Here is an 18,963-nt window from a genome sequence, read left to right on the forward strand (position 1 = left end):
GTATTCACTTTGCCACCTCGACATTTTCTAGCGTAACTACCGCTCCTGCCCTCAAGCCGATAGACGATAGCGAGTAGCCAACCGCATTTTGCGGCGCCCATACTACTCCGTCCGGCATATCGACTTGCACCGCTGGGAATTCTAAGTAACCATCTGGGCCGTGCAAACGCAGCTGCGAGGTAATTCCCGCTTGCTGCGCAGTAGCAGGCGAAAGCAGAGCCACCGCTTTATGAGCAGTATTTGCTAAATAAGGCTCAAAGCCCTGTAGCGCACCGCCATCAAGCATTTGCTTCCAAGTAGAGAGCACAATTCCGGAAGTATTAGCCGGTGCTGCTTCTACATTTGGCGAAGCGATCCGGATTCCTGCCCAGTGCGGAAGCGCTGTATATTCTGTTACAACGGCTTCCAGAGAAGAAAGCTGTAAATCAATTCCCATCTCAGCCGCAATATCGTTTAGCACTACCCGATCTGGCTCTGCCACCGAAGTGAGTACCTGACCGAAGGGACGCAATCTTCCTTCCCAGTTAATGAAAGTTCCGCCCTTTTCTACCGGCGGTGCCACGGGGAAGAGTACATCTGCAAAAGCTGCGGTATCACTATCGCGCACTTCGAGTTGAATTACGAAAGCCCGCTCGAGAGCTGCAGCAGCTCCAGCTGGTAAATCAGTGAGTTCTACTCCCGCCAGAATTAACGTATCTAATTCGCCTGCGGCGGCTACCGCTAGCATCTGCTCGGTATTCAAACCAGGAGCAGAAGGCAAATCTTCCACGCCCCAAGCCTGGGCAATTTCTGTTCGGGCGTCTGCATCTGCTACTGGCCGGCCACCTGGTAATAAATTAGGCATGGCTCCGGCTTCGATTGCAGCTCTATCGCCAGCTCGCCGCGGTACCCACGCTAAGCGAGCACCGGTACGCGCTGCCAAACGCAAGAGTGCACTCAATACTCCAGGAGTATCTCCAGCTCTCTCTCCGACCAGAATCACCGATTCTGGCTGCGTAAGATCTTGATAAAGATTACCTAAATCAGCACTGGCACTTTCAGTGATGGAATCTAGTAGAGCGCCTACCTTTTGCGGATGGGCAGGCAAGAAACGCGCTGCCATCTTCGCCGTGCCCCGCGTAGCAAAAGTAGAAATTACTGATACCGAAGTACTCTTTGCCAATACGCCTTTCCGCAGACGCAAGAAAATGGAACCACATTCTTCTTCGGCTTCCAGCCCGACCAATAGCACATGGCTGGCCTTTTCAATTTCGGAGTAGGTAACTCCTTGCCCCTGACCAGCTACTACTGCTCCTAAGAAAGCATCTTCTTCACTGCTTCCCGGGCGGGTACGGAAATCGATATTGTTAGTTCCGAGGACGCAGCGGGCAAATTTTGCATAAGCGTATGCATCTTCGAGTGGCAAACGCCCACCAATAATTACGCCTGCCCGCTGTGACTTACGAAGCTGCGTAGCTGCCGCGTCTACTGCGGCAAACCAAGAAGCGTTTTCCAAACCGGTGACGCGCGGAGAACGCAATCTATCTGCCCCGTTCTGCCAGCGGAAAGCGAAACGATCTTTATCAGTAATCCAATCTTCGTTCACTTCCGGATCTTCTAGAGCTAACCGCCGCAGCACACTACCGTGGCGGTAATCTACGCGAATTGCAGATCCAGAAGCATCGTGTTCAGTCACGGAAGGCACAGATACTAAATCAAAAGGCCGTGCCCGGAAACGATAGGAAGCAGAGGTTAAAGCTCCAACCGGACAAATCTGAATTATATTTCCCGAGAAATAGGATACGAAAGGATGCCCATTTACATCAGATTCAGCTGCACCAACTGGACCAGCGCAATAACCACTCGCAATTCCCGGTAAGCCGCGCGAACCCGCATATTCATTTGCTGCCGATTCAGAGGTGGCATCCGCGGAAGTAAAATCAAGTACTCCGCCATCAAAATTACCAATTTGCGAACCGTGTAGACCGTGATGCACTTCGTAACCTGGAGTGCCACCACCACGGCCTTGAAGCTGCACAAAAGCATCTCCCGCTATCTGCGTTGAGAAACGAGTACAACGCTGGCAGAGAATGCAGCGATCTCGATCTAGGAGAATCTGCGCCGATACGGAAATCGGCTTCGGATAAGTGCGCTTTACATCGATAAAACGCGAGGTGGTACGCCCATCTGAAAGAGCTTGGTTCTGCAGGGGGCATTCTCCGCCTTTATCACAGACCGGGCAATCCATCGGATGGTTAATGAGTAAGAACTCCATTACCCCCCGCTGCGCCTTTTCCGTAACTTCCGAAGTAGCGGCCGTATATACTTCCATTTGGTCAGCTACCATAGTGGAACAAGCCGGCTGCGGTTTCGGCATTTTTGCCACTACCCCTTGCCGGTTCGGGCTGGCTACTTCCACTAAGCACTGGCGGCAAGCAGCTACCGGGTTAAGAAGTGGGTGATCACAAAAACGCGGAATATGCACGCCGGCTTTTTCCGCCGCCCGAATTATGAGCGTGCCCTTAGGCACCGACATCTCTTTGCCGTCAATTTTTATAGTGACCATTTCTTGCTGAACTTCTGCCGTCATTTGGTACCTACTTCGCTAAAAACTACCGATTTTTCAATCGGGAACATCTCGGCCGCCGCAGTGTGGTAGCCGGCTTCGAATTCATCCCGGAACAAATCAATTCCCGATTTGACCGGAGTGGAAGCTGCATCTCCGAGTGCACAGAAAGAGCGACCCTGGATATTGCTCGCGATTTCGTAGAGCAAATCTACATCACCTTCCTGCCCCTTTCCGGCTTCAAGACGGTGTAAAATCTGGCGCATCCAGAAGGTGCCCTCTCGGCACGGGGTGCATTTCCCGCAAGATTCGTGCTGGTAGAAATCCATCCACCGCGTGATTACCCGCAATACGGATACCGTCTCATCGAATACTTGGATAGCGCGGGTAGCCAGCATGGAACCATTTTCCATTACTTCCTCATAGCCCAGCGGCACATCCAAATGATCTGCTGTCCAGAGCGGAGCAGAAGATCCGCCGATGGTGAGGAACTTTAACTGATGCCCAGCGCGAATACCGCCGCACATATCTAACAGTTCTCGCACAGTAATACCGAACGGAGCTTCGAATTGCCCCGGATGCTGCACGTGACCAGACACGGAGAAAATACCATGCCCACGCGAGTTTTTCGTTTCTGCGCCCATGCTCTGCAACCACTCGGCACCGTTATTGACAATACCGGGAATCGAAGAAATTGATTCAGCATTATTGATTACGGTAGGCCGAGCGAATAGACCTGCCACTGCCGGGAAAGGTGGTTTCAACCGCGGCTGACCGCGGTAACCCTCTAAAGAGTCGAGCAAAGCAGTCTCTTCACCACAAATATAGGCACCGGCTCCCGCATGGACAGTAATATCTAAATCATAATCGTGGTTGGGTCCCAGGCCTTTACCTAGCAATCCCGCCGCGCGCGCTTCCCGTACGGCCGCTAAAAGACGGCGATATACGTGCACCACTTCTCCACGTAGATATACGAAGCCGTGATGCCCTCCAATTGCAATTAGGCAAAGCATCATGCCTTCTAAAAGCAAATGCGGATTAGCGAGCAGAGCTGGAATATCTTTACAAGTACCTGGCTCAGATTCATCCGCATTTACCACTAAATAACGCGGTTTCCCATCCTGCGGAGGTAGGAACGACCACTTTAATCCAGTGGGGAATCCCGCTCCTCCACGGCCACGGAGCCCGGATTCTTTTATTAAGTTAGTAAGAGCAGCCGGATCTTGTGCTTGCAATTCCCAACCTTTATTTATAGCTTGATATCCCCCGTGCCGGCGATAAGTATCAATAGTCCAAGACTTATCGAGATCCCAGTAATCGCTCAATACGGGAGCTAGTAAATCTGGCTTCGTAAATTCAGCCATTACAATTCCCCTCCTTCTTTACGAGGAGCAGTCCAGTTATTGGCGCGGGCAATTTTTAGACCCCGCAAAGTAGGATCGCCGGGCAGACCGCCTTCATCCACATGGCCATCTTCGAATCCGGCCAATACTCTCTCATTTTCTTTGAAAGTGTGTACCTTATCCGGGCCGCGCGTAGGTTTAATATCTTTGCCGGCTTGAATATCGTCCACCAACTGCTTCGCTGATTCCGGAGTCTGATTGTCGAAAAATTCCCAATTGACCATAATCACCGGTGCGTAATCACAAGCGGCGTTACATTCCAGCTTTTCCAGCGTAATTTTTCCATCACTGGTAGTTTCGTTATCGGAAATCCCTAAGTGGTTGCACAGCTCGTTCCAAATGACGTCTCCGCCCATTACTCCACAGAGCGCATTGGTGCACACTCCGACGTTGTATTCACCATTTGGATGCCGACGATACTGTGAATAGAAAGTGGCTACTGCCGATACTTGAGCGCGCGTAAGTTCCAAAATATCCGCTACTAAGGCAATACCGCGCGGCGAACAGAAGCCGTCTTCGGACTGGATGAGATGCAGCAAAGGCATAATAGCCGAACGAGAACGCGGATAGCGGGCAAGCACTGCTTCTGCGTCAGAGCGCAGCCGTTCCTCCACTTCCGGTGCGTAATTAGCTGAATAGTTATCTGCCATCAGCGATCTACTCCTCCCATCACCGGATCGAGAGATCCGAGCGCCACGATTGTATCAGCGAGCAATCCGCCCTCTGAAAGAAGATTCAAAGACTGAATATTATTAAAACTGGGGTCTCGGAAATGCGCACGGAAAGGCCGCGTGCCCCCGTCAGATACCAGATGTACCCCTAATAGACCTTTCGGATGCTCTACCATTTGGTAAACCTGCCCAGCTGGCACTCGGAATCCTTCCGTCACCAACTTGAAGTGATGAATCAAAGATTCCATAGATTCCGTCATAATCTTTTGTACATGCGCCGGCGACTGCCCCTGCCCATCCGAGCTAATCGACAAACAAGCCGGCCAAGCAATTTTCTTATCATTCACCATAAATGGCTCACCGGCCGTTTGCTCCAACTGGTCAAGTACCTGGTAAACGATTCGCAAAGATTGATAGCACTCGGCGTAGCGCACCTTCACTCGGTTATAGGCATCAGATTTTGCCTCAACCGGCACATCGAATTGATATTTTTCGTATCCACAGTAAGGCTGCGTCTTCCGCAGATCCCACGGCACTCCTGCGGCACGCACCGAAGCACCCGTAGTAGAAAGAGCCATTAGCGCTGAAAGCGGCGCAACCGCTACATCTTCATGACGCATCTTGAAGATGGGGTTGGCCATAGTCAAACTTTCCATCTCCGAAATAGTGTTGCGAATCTTCGGCAGCAGCTCCCGAATATATTCAATTCCCCCTTCGGGAATATCATCGAGCACGCCGCCGGGGCGAATAAACTCATTATTCATGCGCAAACCGGTGATATCTTCCATAATGCGCAAGATATCTTCTCGGCACCGGAAACCGAGGGTGAGCATGGTGGTAGCACCTAGTTCGTTGCCCAAGGAGCCGATACCGAGGATATGAGAGCTGATTCGGCCGAGTTCCATGAGCAATACCCGAATTGCCGAAGCCCGCGCGGGAATCTGCTCCGTGATTCCGAGGAGCTTTTCCACCGCTAAGCAGTAAGCTACTTCTTGAAAAATCGGCGCTACGTAATCCATCCGCGTACAGAAAGCCACTCCCTGTGTCCAGGTGCGGTATTCCATATTCTTTTCAATACCGGTATGCAAGAACCCGGTAGAGGCCCGTACTTCTTTTACGTTTTCGCCGTCTAGCTCCAACTGCAAGCGCAGTACTCCGTGCGTCGCCGGGTGTACCGGCCCCAAGTTAATAATTACGTGCTCTTCACCTAATTCAGCAGCTTCTTTTGCCAGACTGGCCCAATCGCCACCCACAGCTTCGAAACTGGGATAGCTGGTAGCTTGCGCATCGTCAGCAGCTTTGGTGGCAAAAATTTCTTTATTTCCCATCAGTTGTACTCCCTCCGGACGTCTTGCGGCGGAATTACGGCACCTTTATACTCCACAGGAATTCCTCCGAGCGGATAATCTTTCCGCAGGGGGTGGCCGACCCAATCTTCCGGCATTGCCGAACGTGCCAAGCCGGGATGCCCGTCAAAAATAATCCCTAATAAATCAAAAGCCTCTCGTTCTGGCCAATCAGCTCCGGGATATAGCGAAGTTAAAGACGGCATATGCGGATCAGATTCTGGCACTGCCACCTCTAGCGAGAGAATCCGGTTGTGAGTAATAGAGAAGAAGGTAGTGAAGGCATGCAATTCCCGCCCTTTATCTTGGGGATAGTGCACACCAGAAACTCCTAAGCACATTTCAAAGCGCAAATCTTGATCATCACGCAAATAACGAGCTACTTCGAGTAAGTGCTCCCGCGGCACGAAAATTACTAATTGCCCGCGGTCTATAACCACTTTTTCAATTACTTCTGCCGCTTGGTGCCCAGCTTCTTCTGCTAATTCGATCAAGACATCTACTACTTCATCGAACCAGCCACCATAGGGGCGCTCAGCAGGAGCAGATATGTATACCGATTCTTCGTGCCCGGAAAAGCCAGTAGTATCCGGAGCATTTTTCACTCCCCAGAGACCCTGCCGCCGGCGCAAAAACTCCGCGCCTGCAGATGCGGTGGCTGAATCTTCCCGAGCCGCTTCCAGATTTTCGTCTATTTCTTTCACGCCAATAATCCCTTCTGCAGATGCAGCGGCTCCGCCTCTAAAGCAGCTTTTTCTACCGCTCGAGAAATCTCGATACGATTCTTCCCTAGCGGCTGCTTTTCCATTAACTGGTTGCGCAGCTCAAAAATTGCGTTAATGAGCATCTCGGGGCGCGGAGGGCACCCTGGTAAATAAATATCTACCGGCACAATGTGATCGATTCCTTGCACCAAAGCGTAGTTATTAAATACTCCGCCCGAAGAGGCACAAGCTCCCATGGATATTACCCATTTCGGCTCCATCATTTCGTCATAGATATTACGTACTACCGGTGCCATTTTTTGGCTTACGCGGCCAGAGACGATCATGATATCCGAATGACGAGGCGAAGCACGGAATACTTCCATTCCAATACGAGAAGCGTCATAACGTACAGCTCCGAATGCCATCATCTCAATTGCGCAGCAGGCCAGACCCATGGTAACTGGCCAAGGAGAGCGGGCGCGCGACCAGCCGAGTACGTTCTCGACTGTGGTGAGGGCAATTCCTTGCGGAAGTTTTTCTTCAAGACCCATTTATCATTCACTCCATTCCAAACCGCCGCGCCGCCATTCATAAATAAAAGGAACGGTGACGAGGAATAAAAAGGTCGCGATTGCGAGTAACCCCGGAATCCCTAACCGATCGTGGGATACCGCCCAGGGGTAAAGAAATACCACTTCAATATCGAAAATAATAAAGGTCATGGCAGTAAGAAAATACTTAATTGGAAAACGCCCGGCATCTCCAGCATTAGGAGTAGCTTCCAGACCGCATTCGTAATTGAGTACTTTCACGCGGTTGTATTTGTGCGGGCCTAAAATTGCCGAAGCTACCAGACCACCTACTGCAACGACACCTGCCGCTGCAATCATCACTAAAAGAGGAACATAGGGATTCATACTGCGCGTACCTGCTTTTCTAGTAGTGTATTCACCTTTAATTCTACCGCTCGGGGTAAAAATTCATCTAATTTCAAAAAATAATTCATGCTTTGGGCACCGCCTTCGTCAAAGCGGTGATTACTTTATCCATCCAATCGCCACCGCGGCGGTCGTAGTTATCGGAAAGCAGCTTCATTACCAGCTTCATTAAAACGGGACGCGGTAGACCGTACTTTACACAAAGATGCATGATTTCCGGGCGCTCAATAAGCGCGGCAAAAATTCTTCCGAGAGTATAGTAACCGCCCAGCTCTGCTCGTAATTCTGCTTCATACTGCTGCAGTACCCGATCCTGCGCCGCCACCGAATTTCTCCCCAGCGCTTGCGCGATAAATTCTGCCGCGAGACGCCCGGAAGCGAGCGCATAAGCAATTCCTTCGCCGTTAAAAGGCGAAACCATTCCGCCCGCATCGCCTAGTAATAACAAACCATCTCCGTAGTGGGGTTTGCGATTGAAAGCCATAGGCAAGGCGGCTGATTGTAGAGGACCACGCTGATTTTCCGCGGTAAATCCCCATTCTGGCGGCACATTTTGCATCCAGGTGTTGAATACTTTTCTATAGTTAATACCGGTGGGGCGCGCTGTAGAAGAAAGCGAGCCCAGCCCTACGTTTACTAACCCATTACCGACGGCAAAGGCCCAGCCATATCCGGGTAATAATTCCGATTTACCGGCCGCCCCTGCCCACAGCTCCAAATAGGATTCCATCATATCGGTGCTGGCCAAAGGAGAAGCAAAGTAGGTGCGTACCGCCACTCCCATCGGGCGGCGCATATTCTTTTCTCTGCCGGTGGCCACCGCTAAACGAGCAGAAACACCGCTCGCGTCTAGCACAAATTTGGCTTTTATCTCCGCTTCTGGAGCTTTTTTATCCGCGGTGGGAATTACCTTTACGCCAGTTATACGCCCCGCTTTATCTTGAATAGGAGCAGTGACGGTGCATCCTTCTCGTAAATCCGCTCCGCTCTTTTGCGCAAAACGAGCTAGCTTTTCATCTAATTCTTTTCGAGGGAGTGCACTTCCATAATTAGGCTGGGAAGCTAATTCTGGCCACGGCACCTCGATAGCGTGCCCACCGCCATAAGCGCGAATACCGTAATTGCGCACCCACCCTTCCGCTTCCGGAATTGGGAATCCCATGCGTATAAGCTCAGAAACAGCACGCGGAGTGAGCCCATCTCCGCAAGTTTTATCGCGCGGAAATTCGGCTTTTTCTAAAAGAATGGTATTTATCCCATAACGAGAGAGATAATGTGCAGCGGCGGAACCGGCCGGACCAGCCCCTGTAATAACTACGTCAGCTGACGCAACTACCATTCCGCTCTCCCGCTTTATATGTGTACTTGGGTTTCAAGTAACTTCTCTTACCCCCGTAAGTCTACGGTTTTTGCCTCCAAATTTGCACTCTCCCGTTGGCTATTTACGTAATAATTTACTTGCGTATAACGATTGTAAGTGACTATTTTTTCTTCCCGTAATGTAGCGCCACTAATCCGTTCGTGAGATTTTTATATCCCACTTCCATCCAGCCCGCGTCCGTTAAATACGCTGCCAATTCTGGCTGGGGCGGCCAGGCGAGAATAGACTCCGCTAGATACCCGTAAGCCTGCGCATCCGAAGAGAAGAAACGCGAGATGAGTGGCATAACTGTATGCAAGAAAATTTTATAGACGCCCCGAAAAAGCGCATTCTGTGGACGCGAAAATTCACATACCACTATTCGCCCTCCCGGTTTCGTCACCCGCAACATTTCTCGCAGTGCCAAAGCGGGATCGTGCACATTGCGCAACCCATAGGAGATAGTTACTGCATCGAAAGTATCCGCTGCAAAAGGCAGATTCATCGCATCTCCCTCTACGAAATGTAGATGTGGATAGCGTTTCTTTCCTTCCGCAATCATCCCCGGTGAAAAATCACAGGCCACCACTTCTGCACCGGCTTTTGCATAATTCTGCGCCGAAGTACCCGTACCGGCTGCTAAATCTAAAACTTTCATTCCTGGGCGTATCTGCAGCATTTGGGTGGTCTTTTTTCGCCAATACTTGACTAAGCCACCGGTGAGAATGCCGTTCATTAAATCATATTTACTGGCCACCATATCGAACATTCCCGCCACATCTTGTGGATCTTTCGCCAGCGTCGCCCTTTTACTACCCATTCTTCAACTTTCAGAAGTAACATCAATTACTGTGCTTACAATACCTAATCTTAGAGTAATAACCACGAAATTAAATTTTCTTCCGGCGCTGAGTGAATTATTAACTGCACCTCACAACCAGCTAGCTTGGCTACGCGCGGAAGACGGTGCAGTAGGCGCGGGAGTGGCCGCTACTTTTAACTACTCTCCCCAGCCGGCCGATACACCAGAGAGCCGTTTTACTGCCGCCGCAAACTGGTGGGAAGCAGTAAAACAATGCGCACAGGTAGACGATGACACCCAATTACCTGGCAGTGGATTATTTGCTTTTGGATCCTTTGCTTTTCATTCTGATTCTCCAGCAGGTTCCACTCTTATTATTCCGCAAGTATTGGTGGCTAAGAGAGGCAATACCGCCTGGCTAACTAGAATCGAAAATATCCAGCACCCCCAACCCTTAGCTCCGGAAGCCGCCGATTTATTGCATCTCCTCCAGCTCCGCACCCCAGATTCTTCTTCTGCACACCCCTTCGCTCCTACTCACACTACACATTCCTCCACTTTCTCCGGCATTTCCCCCACCCCTTCTTCCCCACAGTCCCCTTGGAAAACTGCCACTATTGAAAAAATATGGGAGACACCTAGTTCAGTGGAATGGATGGCACAGGTAGAGCATGTAATCGAAAAGATTCGCACCAGAGAAGCGCGCAAAGTAGTGCTAGCACGAATGCTCAATATTGAAGCGCAAGATCTCGATGAGCGCAGCTTGGTACATTCTCTACACGCCGCCTACCCTTCCACTTGGACTTTTGCGGTAGATGGACTAATTGGCGCCAGTCCGGAAATGCTTATCGCCGCTGATTTAGAGAGTGCCGGAGCCGATTTAGCCAGCACCACATCGGATTCGGTAAAAATTACGCCTTCTCCACTCCTTAAGTGCCGAGTGTTGGCAGGCACACTACCTAAAGCATCACCTGACTCAACAGAAAAGCGAGAGGCAAAGCAGTTAGAAAATTCCGCTAAAGACCAATTAGAGCACCAATACGCAGTAAATTCTGCTCTCACCGCACTATCTGAAATGACGCAGGCGCAAGCCGGACTCTCCTACGTTTTAGAGCTCCCCAATCTTTGGCATCTGGCGACCGATATAAATGCTCACCTGCAAGCCGATTATTCTATTTTCGATATACTCGGAAAACTTCATCCCACTGCTGCACTCGGCGGTGCACCGCGCCCGGTAGCTCTAAAAATCATTAAAGATATCGAGGCAGGTGAACGCGCGCGCTATGGTGGCCCGACTGGATGGATAGCAGGAAATAGCTGGGGGCAATGGTGCGTCGCTCTGCGCTGCTTAAAGGTAGATTCTCCGACTCGGGCGCGCGCTTGGGCGGGAGCGGGAATTATGGCTGATTCACAGCCGTGCAAAGAGCTGGCAGAAACGGAGGCAAAATTCGCTCCTGCTCTACAAGCTTTACAAATGCCCGTAGCTAAGAAAAACGGCGCGGAGTAACCAATAAGCCGATTCCGCTCAACAAAACTACCCCCATGAGACCCAGCAGCCCCATTCCGGCAAATCCGGTACGCGCAATTTCGGGTGGAGGCGGCGGCGCCGCAAAATTCTGCACCGATACCGTATTTATCTTCTCATTTCCCGTAACTGTCAATTCTGTGACTGCCGATTTGATTACGTATGGTTGCGGAGCACTCAGCTCTTTCAGGTAGTATCTTCCCGGCTCTAACCATTGCGCAGCGTTCGGCACGAATTTTCCTTGCGCATCCGTATAGAAAGTACCATCAGCCTCAGCACCCGGCACTGCTACCTTATTTACCGCCATGAGCTTACACGACGAAGCATCAGAATCTTTGGCACACACCTGCAAATCTTCTAGTGGCGGCAATTGCTCCCGCGAGCAGGCATATTTACGCGGATTATCATTTGCGTACTTTGTAGTATCTGCATATTCCCGCGTATCTGCTTCTCGATAAAGAGCGAAGCGCGCACCTGCTACGGGTTTACCCGTATTTCCATCCGTTTTTAGTAACTCAAAAGTAGTTAAATTCGGCTTATAGGTGTAGTAAAAATGCTGCACCCGATCCCCATTATGGTTATAGAGAAATTTAACATTCTTACCCTCTGCATATTCCCGACTTTCCGCAGTGCGTTTTCCACCTTTTGGATATTTATGTAAGTCGTTATCCACGTACGAATACCCGGGAATTTTTGCAACTATTGATTCTTCACTCGGTTTATAAGCAAAGTTCGCTTTTCCGGGCCGAACTTTTTCATAACTCTGGAACTCGCCATTTTCAATAAAAGTAGGCCGTAAACCGACTAACGGATCAAAATCACCTGGGGTAAACATGAGGAACTCATAAGGATGACGCGCGAATAAGAAAGAACCCACAACATCCGTAAAAGCGATATTGCTCTTATACGGAAGATCCGGATAGAGCTTATTAGCAGTTGTAGAAGCAGTGACTGGCGCAAGCTGGCGATCTTCTAGGCATTTTTCAATTGACAGAGTACTTCCAGCAACTTCTCCTTCAAAACTACCGAGCCGGCGGTTCGGCAATGCCTTTTCCGTATCCGCAATTTTCAGGAATTCCCGGTAATCGGAATCTTTTACATGGCGAAAATCTGCACTGCCAGGAAGATATATGCGCAAGTAGCTAGCGCGAGCTCCGATTGATCCACCCTCCGCATCGCCCGTAGAGCCAGTACCCCAGGTCATGGCAGCAGTATCTGCTTTGCGCGGGAAATAAATATCGTATTGGAAAGTGTGCTCTCCCGTGCCGAACTCGTCGAAGAAGCTAGGTAACTCCGGCTCGAAGTAACCATTACCATCTGCTTGTACATAGTTTCCATGTGCATCTTTAATGACGACATCGTCTTGGTTTGCAGGATTATAAACCTGCGGATCCACCGGTACGCCGTCAATCAAAAAATTCTCTACTGGCTTCCACTGGTAGCCGGCGGCCGGATTAGTGATATCACGGTACTGCCACACCGTGCCGAAACGGAAAAACCGGGTGGGTTCTTCCCCCTCTTTTAGCTGGTTGTGGAAGCGAGCATACACCCGCACTCCATCGCAAGGGTTGATGGAAGTAGAATTAGCAAAATATTCCAGGTGTGTCAGGGTGGGATTAGCTTGCCGCAAGCACCCGTCACCTACCGGATTATTTGGATCCCAATTTGGATCCAAAGTACCCACAATTCGCTCGTAAGTAACATCAGATACTGGGAAAGGCCGCTCTGCTGCGAGTGCAGGCATAATCCCGCAAAAAGCAAAAATTAACGCAAAAACTCCCACAACTGGCAAGGATGCACATAAAACTTTAGTTATTTGTTTCATTGGGTCTCTCATCCAATAAATGATGGAATTCAGGTGGAATGAATCGCCTCTTTTTTCCAGACTAACAAATAAATAAATTTATTTACAGCAAACGCATTCAAAAAATAAACCGGCGCTAGCTTGCCTACCGCCGGTTTATTGCTTTTTAGAAGAGATAAATACTTACTCTTTATCTACTTTCGTAGCTAAAGTGATGTCTAGCTCCTGTAACTCACCGTTACGTTCGATTGTCAACGTCACCTGGTCTCCAGACTGGCACTGACGCACAAAACCGGTAAGTGACACAGCCGAAACTACATTTCTGCCATTAAAGGCCACTACTACATCACCTTTTTGCAATTTACCTTTAGAAGCCGGAGTGCCCGGTTCAATCTGCTCTATCTGCGCCCCTACCCGAGAAACTCCGGAATATTCCGCGATTCCGTTGCGAATTACCACTCCCAGATAGGCGTGCTCAGCTACTCCTTTTTCAATGAGTTGCTGCGAGATATGCTTGGCTAGATTAATAGGAATAGCGAATCCGAGCCCGATCGAGCCACCGCCTTGCGAATTAGCTCCGCGCGAAGTAGTGGCGATAGAAGAGGCAATGCCGATTACCCGCCCCGAGGCATCAAATACTGGCCCGCCGGAGTTCCCCGGATTTACTGCTGCATCCAACTGAATCGCATTAGTAACCACGCGCGCTGCTTCTCCGTCGGTAATCCCTTCGGTAGAAACCGTCTGCACCGGCCGATCTAAAGCAGAAACAATGCCGGTGGTCATAGTAGAAGCCAATCCGAGCGGATTACCGATAGCAGCTACCGGTTCCCCCACCGTCACTTTCGAAGAATCTCCCAGCGCAGCTACCGTGATATCTTTCGGAGGATTCTTAATTGTGATTACAGCTAAATCGGTAGCGGCATCTGCTCCCGCTACTTCTGCTGCATAAAGACGCCCATCACTAAAGGTCACTTGTAATTTTTCGGCTCCGGAAATTACGTGGTGATTGGTTAATATATGGCCTTCTTTATCTATCACCACTCCCGATCCGGCTGCACCAGATTCACCTTTCTGCGCTTCGATAGCTACTGTGGCAGGGCCGACGGCTTTCGCTACCGCTTGCCAATCTGGCGCAGCAGCCTTGGAATCTACCACTGGCTCTACAGTGGGTTCCCCTTCGGCCGCAGACACCGGGCGCGTACCGGAATATCTCCACGTCATTACCCCTACTCCGAGGACGCCTCCCAGTAGAGCTGCCACTATTGTCATAGCTAACAAAGCTGCCCAACCCGGATGCTTAGGGGTCTTTTCCTTTTTCACAGGGGGAATTGCCAATATCGGCTGCGGCGCCGCACTATCTGAAGAGGTATTTTCTTCATTCTCAGTAGGAGTAGCCGGCAGCGAAGTATTTATTTCTGAATCTGCTGGCATCTCTGCTGAAGTTCCATCTGGCCTATCAGCTGGCATCTCGGCCGCTCCATCAGCAGAAGCCGGAGTGGACGCAGGCATAGCAGTGGCAGGTGCCGGCACGCTATCTGCAGGGATATTTTCTTCAGCAGCTGCAGCAGCCTTATCTGCGGATTCTGGAGTCGGTGGAGTTGGCGGAGCCGGTGGCTCTCCCCAATTAGAATCATCCCGCAACGGCGGCCAACCTTCATTGTTATTCATATAAAAACCTCGTTTCCATTCGCAAAAATTTTCTCTCTATCGTATGCGCAACCCCGTTTACCACGGGATTCTTCCCAGCCTATTTAATTATGAGTTTTATAATAATAAATCCATTAAAAAAAGAAAAAGAGAAACCCTATATAATTTTCGCCCTCAGTATAACCCTCCCAAGAGAATTTCCTAGACGGAGAACCATCTTAAGCGTAAAACTGCCCGCGGAACGCGCCAAACTATTTTTTATCTACACCTGAGAATCTGCAGAACCCAATAGTTTTTCTACTCGCACACAGATCTCTTCCCCTAGATCTGCTCCATGATTTTGCTGAGAAACTTCTAAATCACCGGCGAGCTCTATACTCAACACCTCCAAACCCGTTATTGGCTCTGCCAAAGTGCGGCGCAGAGCAGATACGTCTGCTCCGCATTCACGCCAACGCACTCGCTCTTTTAAGGCCGGAAGGAAATCCGGTACCGAGAAATCTTTTGCCGTGCGGAATACGCGGTTATAGAGCGGCTGCGGTAATTTTCCATATTCAAGGGTGGCAAAAAGCGATCCACCTTGATCATCTATCACCACTACCTGCAAATCAGGTAGCGGCTGATCCTGTGTGGCCACTAAAGACCCGAGGTCGTGAATAAAACTCAAATCCCCTACCACTACTCGCATCGGCTGCTTTACCGCACTCGCCATACCCCGCGCAGTGGAAATCACTCCGTCAATTCCCGCCAAGCCGCGGTTAGCAAAAAATACCGGGCCGGGTACGGGTGCAAAAGTATTTACAGTGCGAATTATCGAAGAGGCTCCTAGGAAAGTAGGTACTGCCGACTCACTGAGCAGAAGAGCAATCTGGGGGAAATCTAGCGGATGCCCTGCTGCTAAGTACTCGCTACAGCAGTGTTGTGCTTCCCGCCCCGCGGCTTTCCATACTTCTAGCCATTCTGCACTACCAGTTAACCAAGAAAATACTTCTTCCAACGCCACCACTGCCGCCGCATTGCCGGAGATATCCGTGTAGGTAGGGTATTCATCTACTACCACTACTTCTATCTGCGGATCAGCTAGTAATTCTGCTACTTCCCGCGTCAAGGTGGGGTGCCCCACCACCACTACGCGTTCGATTTTTTGCCGAAGCTGCGTGCGCAAGAGGAGCTGATGTGCCGGTATAGCTTGCACGCTATTGCGCAACTTACTACTGGGCTCTACTAAAAACGGAACAGCTCCTGCCCGCCGGCTAAATTCTTCCACTCCCACTTTATCTAGAAAGACATTATCGGAACCAGCTATTACTACGGTACGTTTCGGAACTGCCTGCAGAACAACCGGCGTGCAATCAGCATAAATACTTTGCCATTCCCCCGCTTTTTCTAAATCCTCCGGTATGAGCGGCGGGCGAAAACCGATATTTATATGTACCGGCCCCGGGCCACTAGCTCCGGCTATTCCTTGGCCGAGCATTATTCGCACTGCGCGGGTAATTTGATTTTCGAGCTGCGCTAAATTCACCACCGGTGGAGGAAGCTGCACTTGATATTTTACGGAAGCAGCCAATAATGCACAGTGGTCAGTAGTCTGATTCGCCCGCACCTGCTGCAATTCGGGAGGGCGATCTGCCGTGAGGAGTAGCAAAGGTAAACCGGAGTGAAGAGCTTCGGCAACCGCTGGATGTAAATTAGCTACGGCAGTGCCGGAAGTAGTAACTACAGCAGCCGGCTGCCCTGCTTTCCCCATGCCCAGGGCAATGAAAGCTGCCACTCGTTCATCTATCTCTACCTCTAAACTAATTAAACCAGCTTGCTCGGCTGCCGCAAGCGCCAAAGCAAGAGGAGCAGAACGCGAACCAGGGCAGAGCACAAAATTTTTTATCCCCGCTTTAATGAGCGCTGCTACGACTCCGCGCGCCGTTTCTGTAGCTTCCAGCATTTCTCCGCCTTTTCTTTTCGTCTCTGCGTATTTTCTCGTATCTACTGCGTATTTTCCGGTATCTACTCGGAGGCAAGCCCACATTCCTCTGGAGTGACCCAGCGATAGCGCGCCTCCCGCCCGAAAATCTTCCAGGTACGTAAATACTCCCACATCTGCTGGAGGCGATCTTGCCAAAATACAGCTAATTCTCCAGTGGCCGCCACCGCCGCGAGATTTTCCGGAACTATTTTCTGTAATTTTATTTTTCCGTGGCGCGCCCGCAGCGAATGAGCAGTAACGTCGGCCGTAAAAAGATCAATGGTACCCAATCCACATGCATAAGATAACTGCGGCAGAGCAGCTGCGCACGCTAATCCAGCCTCCAAGCCTACAGAAGTTTCTAAAGCTGAAGAAAGCACGGCCGGAAGCTCTAATTTTGCCGCTAGTTCTAAGGCGGCTCGCACACCTCCCAGGGGCTGATTCTTTATTACCGCAATATCTGCCGCCGCTAACCGGCGCACTTCCAAGGGATCAACACTTCGCCGCAGAGATTCATCAGCTGCTATCGGTACTGACACGCGGCGGCGTACAGCTGCTAGATCTTCCACCTGCGCACAGGGCTGCTCTATATACTCCAGACCACCAGCTGCCCGTTCATAACGAGGAATATTGAGTAATGCCGTATCTAAATCCCATTTTCCGTTTACGTCTATGCGAATTCGCGCCCGCTCCCCTAAAGCTTCCCGCACCGCCGCTAGACGAGATAAATCAGCTGCGCGGCTTCCACTCTCTTCCACTACTTTTACTTTGGCGCTCAGCGCTCCCGACTGAATAGCGATTTGCTGCGCCTGCGTAGGAGATACCACGGGAATAGTCACATTGACCGGAATTTCAGAACGAAGTGGCTCCGGAGCCCCATATACGGCCTGCTCCACAGCTCCAATTAGCCATCGCGCCGCATAAGGAACCTGGTATTCCAAAAAAGGAGAAACTTCCGCCCAGCCGGCGGGGCCATGCAAGATAATGCCAGAGCGCGTGGATATTCCCCGAAACTTAGTGCGCAGTGGAATAGTATAAACGCAGGCAGTAAGCACAAAATTAGCACTAGCCAAAGGGCTCCAAGCTCGCGGAATAAAATTTCCAGCTACGTATTCTCCACTCATCACTGCCCAATTATACGCAACCAAAATGGAACTAAGAGATATACGTGGCAGAATATCCTTATGGTGCAAAATAACGCAGGGGTACTGCCCCCGAAAGTATCGGAAATATTCGATCCGCAACAATGGCGGAGTATAGAGGGGTTTCCAGATGCCGATATTACCTATCATCGGGGAGTAAAAAGAGAATATTCCCCCGCTGGGGAGCTACAAAGCGAAATTGATTTGCCAGTGGTGCGCATAGCTTTTAACCGGCCCGAAGTGCGCAACGCTTTTCGCCCGGAAACGGTTGATCAACTCTATCGCGCTATCGACCATGCCCGGCTCACCCGGGAAGTAGGATGCGTAATTCTTACCGGTAATGGCCCTTCCCCGAAAGATGGTGGTTGGGCTTTCTGCTCCGGTGGCGACCAGCGGATTCGCGGAAAAGACGGCTACCGCTACCACAATGACCAAAGCTCCCCACAGGCAGATTTAGCGTTACGAGAATCGGTAGATCCGCAAGATGCCGGCAGATTACATATTTTGGAAGTGCAGCGCCTGATGCGCAATTCGGGGATGGTATTTATCGGCGCTATTTCTGGCTGGGCAGCTGGGGGCGGGCATTCCTTAAATGTGCTCTGTGATTTATCGCTGGCTTCCCGAGAATACGCACGCTTCAAACAAGTGGATGCCAATGTTGGCTCTTTTGACGGCGGCTACGGATCGGCACTTTTAGCTCGGCAAGTAGGCGATAAACGAGCCCGTGAGATTTTCTTTCTCGCCCGCACTTACAGCGCCACAGATGCCGCCCAGTGGGGAGTAGTGAATGAAGCGGTACCGCACGCCGATTTAGAGAAAAAAGCTCTCGAATATGCCCGCTTAGTGGCAGAAAAATCTCCGCAAGCTATCCGAATGCTAAAATTTGCTTTTAATATGGCCGATGATGGCTTAGCTGGGCAGCAAGTATTTGCCGGCGAAGCCACTCGTTTGGCTTATATGACTGCAGAAGCTCAAGAGGGGCGGGATGCTTTCCTGGAAAAGCGCTCTCCGGATTGGTCGGGTTACCCGTACTATGCCTAGAAAATCTACTACCGAGTGCCCACAGCCGGAACCGGTGATTTGTACCGGCGGTAGCTCTCCCGCCGCCCT

The 18,963-nt window shown here is 50.6% G+C and carries 15 protein-coding genes; 2 read left to right on the plus strand and 13 right to left on the minus strand.

Translation table 11 applies throughout. The features are described from left to right. Positions 1-4: 4 nt before the first annotated feature. The 9 genes from BQ7117_RS06380 to BQ7117_RS06420 form a co-directional block, all read right to left on the minus strand. Positions 5-2,569, minus strand: coding sequence for an NADH-quinone oxidoreductase subunit G (locus BQ7117_RS06380; RefSeq protein ID WP_073996703.1), 2,565 nt, complete (start codon positions 2,567-2,569; stop codon positions 5-7). Further along, positions 2,566-3,909, minus strand: a complete 1,344-nt coding sequence (gene nuoF / locus BQ7117_RS06385) for an NADH-quinone oxidoreductase subunit NuoF (RefSeq protein ID WP_073996704.1) — start codon at positions 3,907-3,909, stop codon at positions 2,566-2,568. The genes BQ7117_RS06380 and nuoF overlap by 4 nt, the downstream gene beginning before the upstream one ends. Continuing rightward, on the minus strand, positions 3,909-4,598 hold the full coding sequence (nuoE, locus tag BQ7117_RS06390) for an NADH-quinone oxidoreductase subunit NuoE (RefSeq protein WP_073996705.1): 690 nt from the start codon (positions 4,596-4,598) through the stop codon (positions 3,909-3,911). Before nuoE ends, nuoF begins: the two co-directional genes overlap by 1 nt. Beyond that, a complete protein-coding gene (locus BQ7117_RS06395; protein WP_073996706.1) occupies positions 4,598-5,947 on the minus strand; it encodes an NADH-quinone oxidoreductase subunit D in 1,350 nt (449 codons plus the stop codon). The genes nuoE and BQ7117_RS06395 overlap by 1 nt, the downstream gene beginning before the upstream one ends. Further along, complete coding sequence (locus tag BQ7117_RS06400; RefSeq protein ID WP_419865613.1) at positions 5,947-6,660, minus strand: NADH-quinone oxidoreductase subunit C; 714 nt, start codon at positions 6,658-6,660, stop codon at positions 5,947-5,949. Before BQ7117_RS06400 ends, BQ7117_RS06395 begins: the two co-directional genes overlap by 1 nt. A gap of 5 nt (positions 6,661-6,665) precedes the next feature. After that, complete coding sequence (locus BQ7117_RS06405) at positions 6,666-7,223, minus strand: NADH-quinone oxidoreductase subunit B (protein WP_073996707.1); 558 nt, start codon at positions 7,221-7,223, stop codon at positions 6,666-6,668. Between the two features lie 3 nt (positions 7,224-7,226). After that, positions 7,227-7,589 carry an NADH-quinone oxidoreductase subunit A gene (locus BQ7117_RS06410; protein WP_073996708.1) on the minus strand — a complete coding sequence of 121 codons (363 nt, stop codon included), beginning with the start codon at positions 7,587-7,589 and terminating at the stop codon, positions 7,227-7,229. A gap of 85 nt (positions 7,590-7,674) precedes the next feature. Next, positions 7,675-8,949 (minus strand): NAD(P)/FAD-dependent oxidoreductase, encoded by a 1,275-nt coding sequence (locus BQ7117_RS06415; protein WP_073996709.1) that lies wholly within the window; start codon positions 8,947-8,949, stop codon positions 7,675-7,677. 142 nt (positions 8,950-9,091) lie between these two features. Further along, positions 9,092-9,790, minus strand: coding sequence for a demethylmenaquinone methyltransferase (locus BQ7117_RS06420; RefSeq protein ID WP_073996710.1), 699 nt, complete (start codon positions 9,788-9,790; stop codon positions 9,092-9,094). A 31-nt stretch (positions 9,791-9,821) separates the two neighbouring features. Here BQ7117_RS06420 and BQ7117_RS06425 point away from each other — a divergent pair, with 31 nt between their 5' ends. Then, positions 9,822-11,279 carry an isochorismate synthase gene (locus tag BQ7117_RS06425; protein WP_073996711.1) on the plus strand — a complete coding sequence of 486 codons (1,458 nt, stop codon included), beginning with the start codon at positions 9,822-9,824 and terminating at the stop codon, positions 11,277-11,279. On the opposite strand, the gene BQ7117_RS06430 is transcribed toward BQ7117_RS06425, so the two are convergent. The 4 genes from BQ7117_RS06430 to BQ7117_RS06445 form a co-directional block, all read right to left on the minus strand. Continuing rightward, positions 11,257-13,122 carry an MSCRAMM family protein gene (locus tag BQ7117_RS06430; protein ID WP_073996712.1) on the minus strand — a complete coding sequence of 622 codons (1,866 nt, stop codon included), beginning with the start codon at positions 13,120-13,122 and terminating at the stop codon, positions 11,257-11,259. The genes BQ7117_RS06425 and BQ7117_RS06430 overlap by 23 nt on opposite strands. 162 nt (positions 13,123-13,284) lie before the next feature. After that, positions 13,285-14,769 (minus strand): S1C family serine protease, encoded by a 1,485-nt coding sequence (locus tag BQ7117_RS06435; protein ID WP_073996713.1) that lies wholly within the window; start codon positions 14,767-14,769, stop codon positions 13,285-13,287. Between the two features lie 241 nt (positions 14,770-15,010). Beyond that, positions 15,011-16,690, minus strand: coding sequence for a 2-succinyl-5-enolpyruvyl-6-hydroxy-3-cyclohexene-1-carboxylic-acid synthase (gene menD, locus BQ7117_RS06440; RefSeq protein WP_237563071.1), 1,680 nt, complete (start codon positions 16,688-16,690; stop codon positions 15,011-15,013). A gap of 62 nt (positions 16,691-16,752) precedes the next feature. After that, positions 16,753-17,835: an o-succinylbenzoate synthase gene (locus tag BQ7117_RS06445; protein WP_073996715.1), complete on the minus strand. Its 1,083-nt coding sequence runs from the start codon at positions 17,833-17,835 to the stop codon at positions 16,753-16,755. Positions 17,836-17,895: 60 nt separating this feature from the next. Between BQ7117_RS06445 and BQ7117_RS06450 the strand changes: the two genes are divergently transcribed. Continuing rightward, positions 17,896-18,894 carry a 1,4-dihydroxy-2-naphthoyl-CoA synthase gene (locus tag BQ7117_RS06450; RefSeq protein ID WP_073996716.1) on the plus strand — a complete coding sequence of 333 codons (999 nt, stop codon included), beginning with the start codon at positions 17,896-17,898 and terminating at the stop codon, positions 18,892-18,894. Positions 18,895-18,963: the final 69 nt, after the last annotated feature.

The organism is Arcanobacterium urinimassiliense (assembly GCF_900119495.1).
Taxonomy (GTDB): Bacteria; Actinomycetota; Actinomycetes; order Actinomycetales; family Actinomycetaceae; genus Arcanobacterium_A; species Arcanobacterium_A urinimassiliense.

Coding starts and splice junctions, on each gene's coding strand:
- BQ7117_RS06405 (WP_073996707.1), bottom strand. CDS start 7,223: ATGGGTCTTGAAGAAAAACTTCCGCAAGGAATTGCCCTCACCACAGTC.
- BQ7117_RS06410 (WP_073996708.1), bottom strand. CDS start 7,589: ATGAATCCCTATGTTCCTCTTTTAGTGATGATTGCAGCGGCAGGTGTC.
- nuoE (WP_073996705.1), bottom strand. CDS start 4,598: ATGGCAGATAACTATTCAGCTAATTACGCACCGGAAGTGGAGGAACGG.
- BQ7117_RS06415 (WP_073996709.1), bottom strand. CDS start 8,949: ATGGTAGTTGCGTCAGCTGACGTAGTTATTACAGGGGCTGGTCCGGCC.
- BQ7117_RS06430 (WP_073996712.1), bottom strand. CDS start 13,122: ATGAAACAAATAACTAAAGTTTTATGTGCATCCTTGCCAGTTGTGGGA.
- nuoF (WP_073996704.1), bottom strand. CDS start 3,909: ATGGCTGAATTTACGAAGCCAGATTTACTAGCTCCCGTATTGAGCGAT.
- BQ7117_RS06435 (WP_073996713.1), bottom strand. CDS start 14,769: ATGAATAACAATGAAGGTTGGCCGCCGTTGCGGGATGATTCTAATTGG.
- BQ7117_RS06420 (WP_073996710.1), bottom strand. CDS start 9,790: ATGGGTAGTAAAAGGGCGACGCTGGCGAAAGATCCACAAGATGTGGCG.
- BQ7117_RS06450 (WP_073996716.1), top strand. CDS start 17,896: ATGGTGCAAAATAACGCAGGGGTACTGCCCCCGAAAGTATCGGAAATA.
- BQ7117_RS06395 (WP_073996706.1), bottom strand. CDS start 5,947: ATGGGAAATAAAGAAATTTTTGCCACCAAAGCTGCTGACGATGCGCAA.
- BQ7117_RS06445 (WP_073996715.1), bottom strand. CDS start 17,835: ATGAGTGGAGAATACGTAGCTGGAAATTTTATTCCGCGAGCTTGGAGC.
- menD (WP_237563071.1), bottom strand. CDS start 16,690: ATGCTGGAAGCTACAGAAACGGCGCGCGGAGTCGTAGCAGCGCTCATT.
- BQ7117_RS06380 (WP_073996703.1), bottom strand. CDS start 2,569: ATGACGGCAGAAGTTCAGCAAGAAATGGTCACTATAAAAATTGACGGC.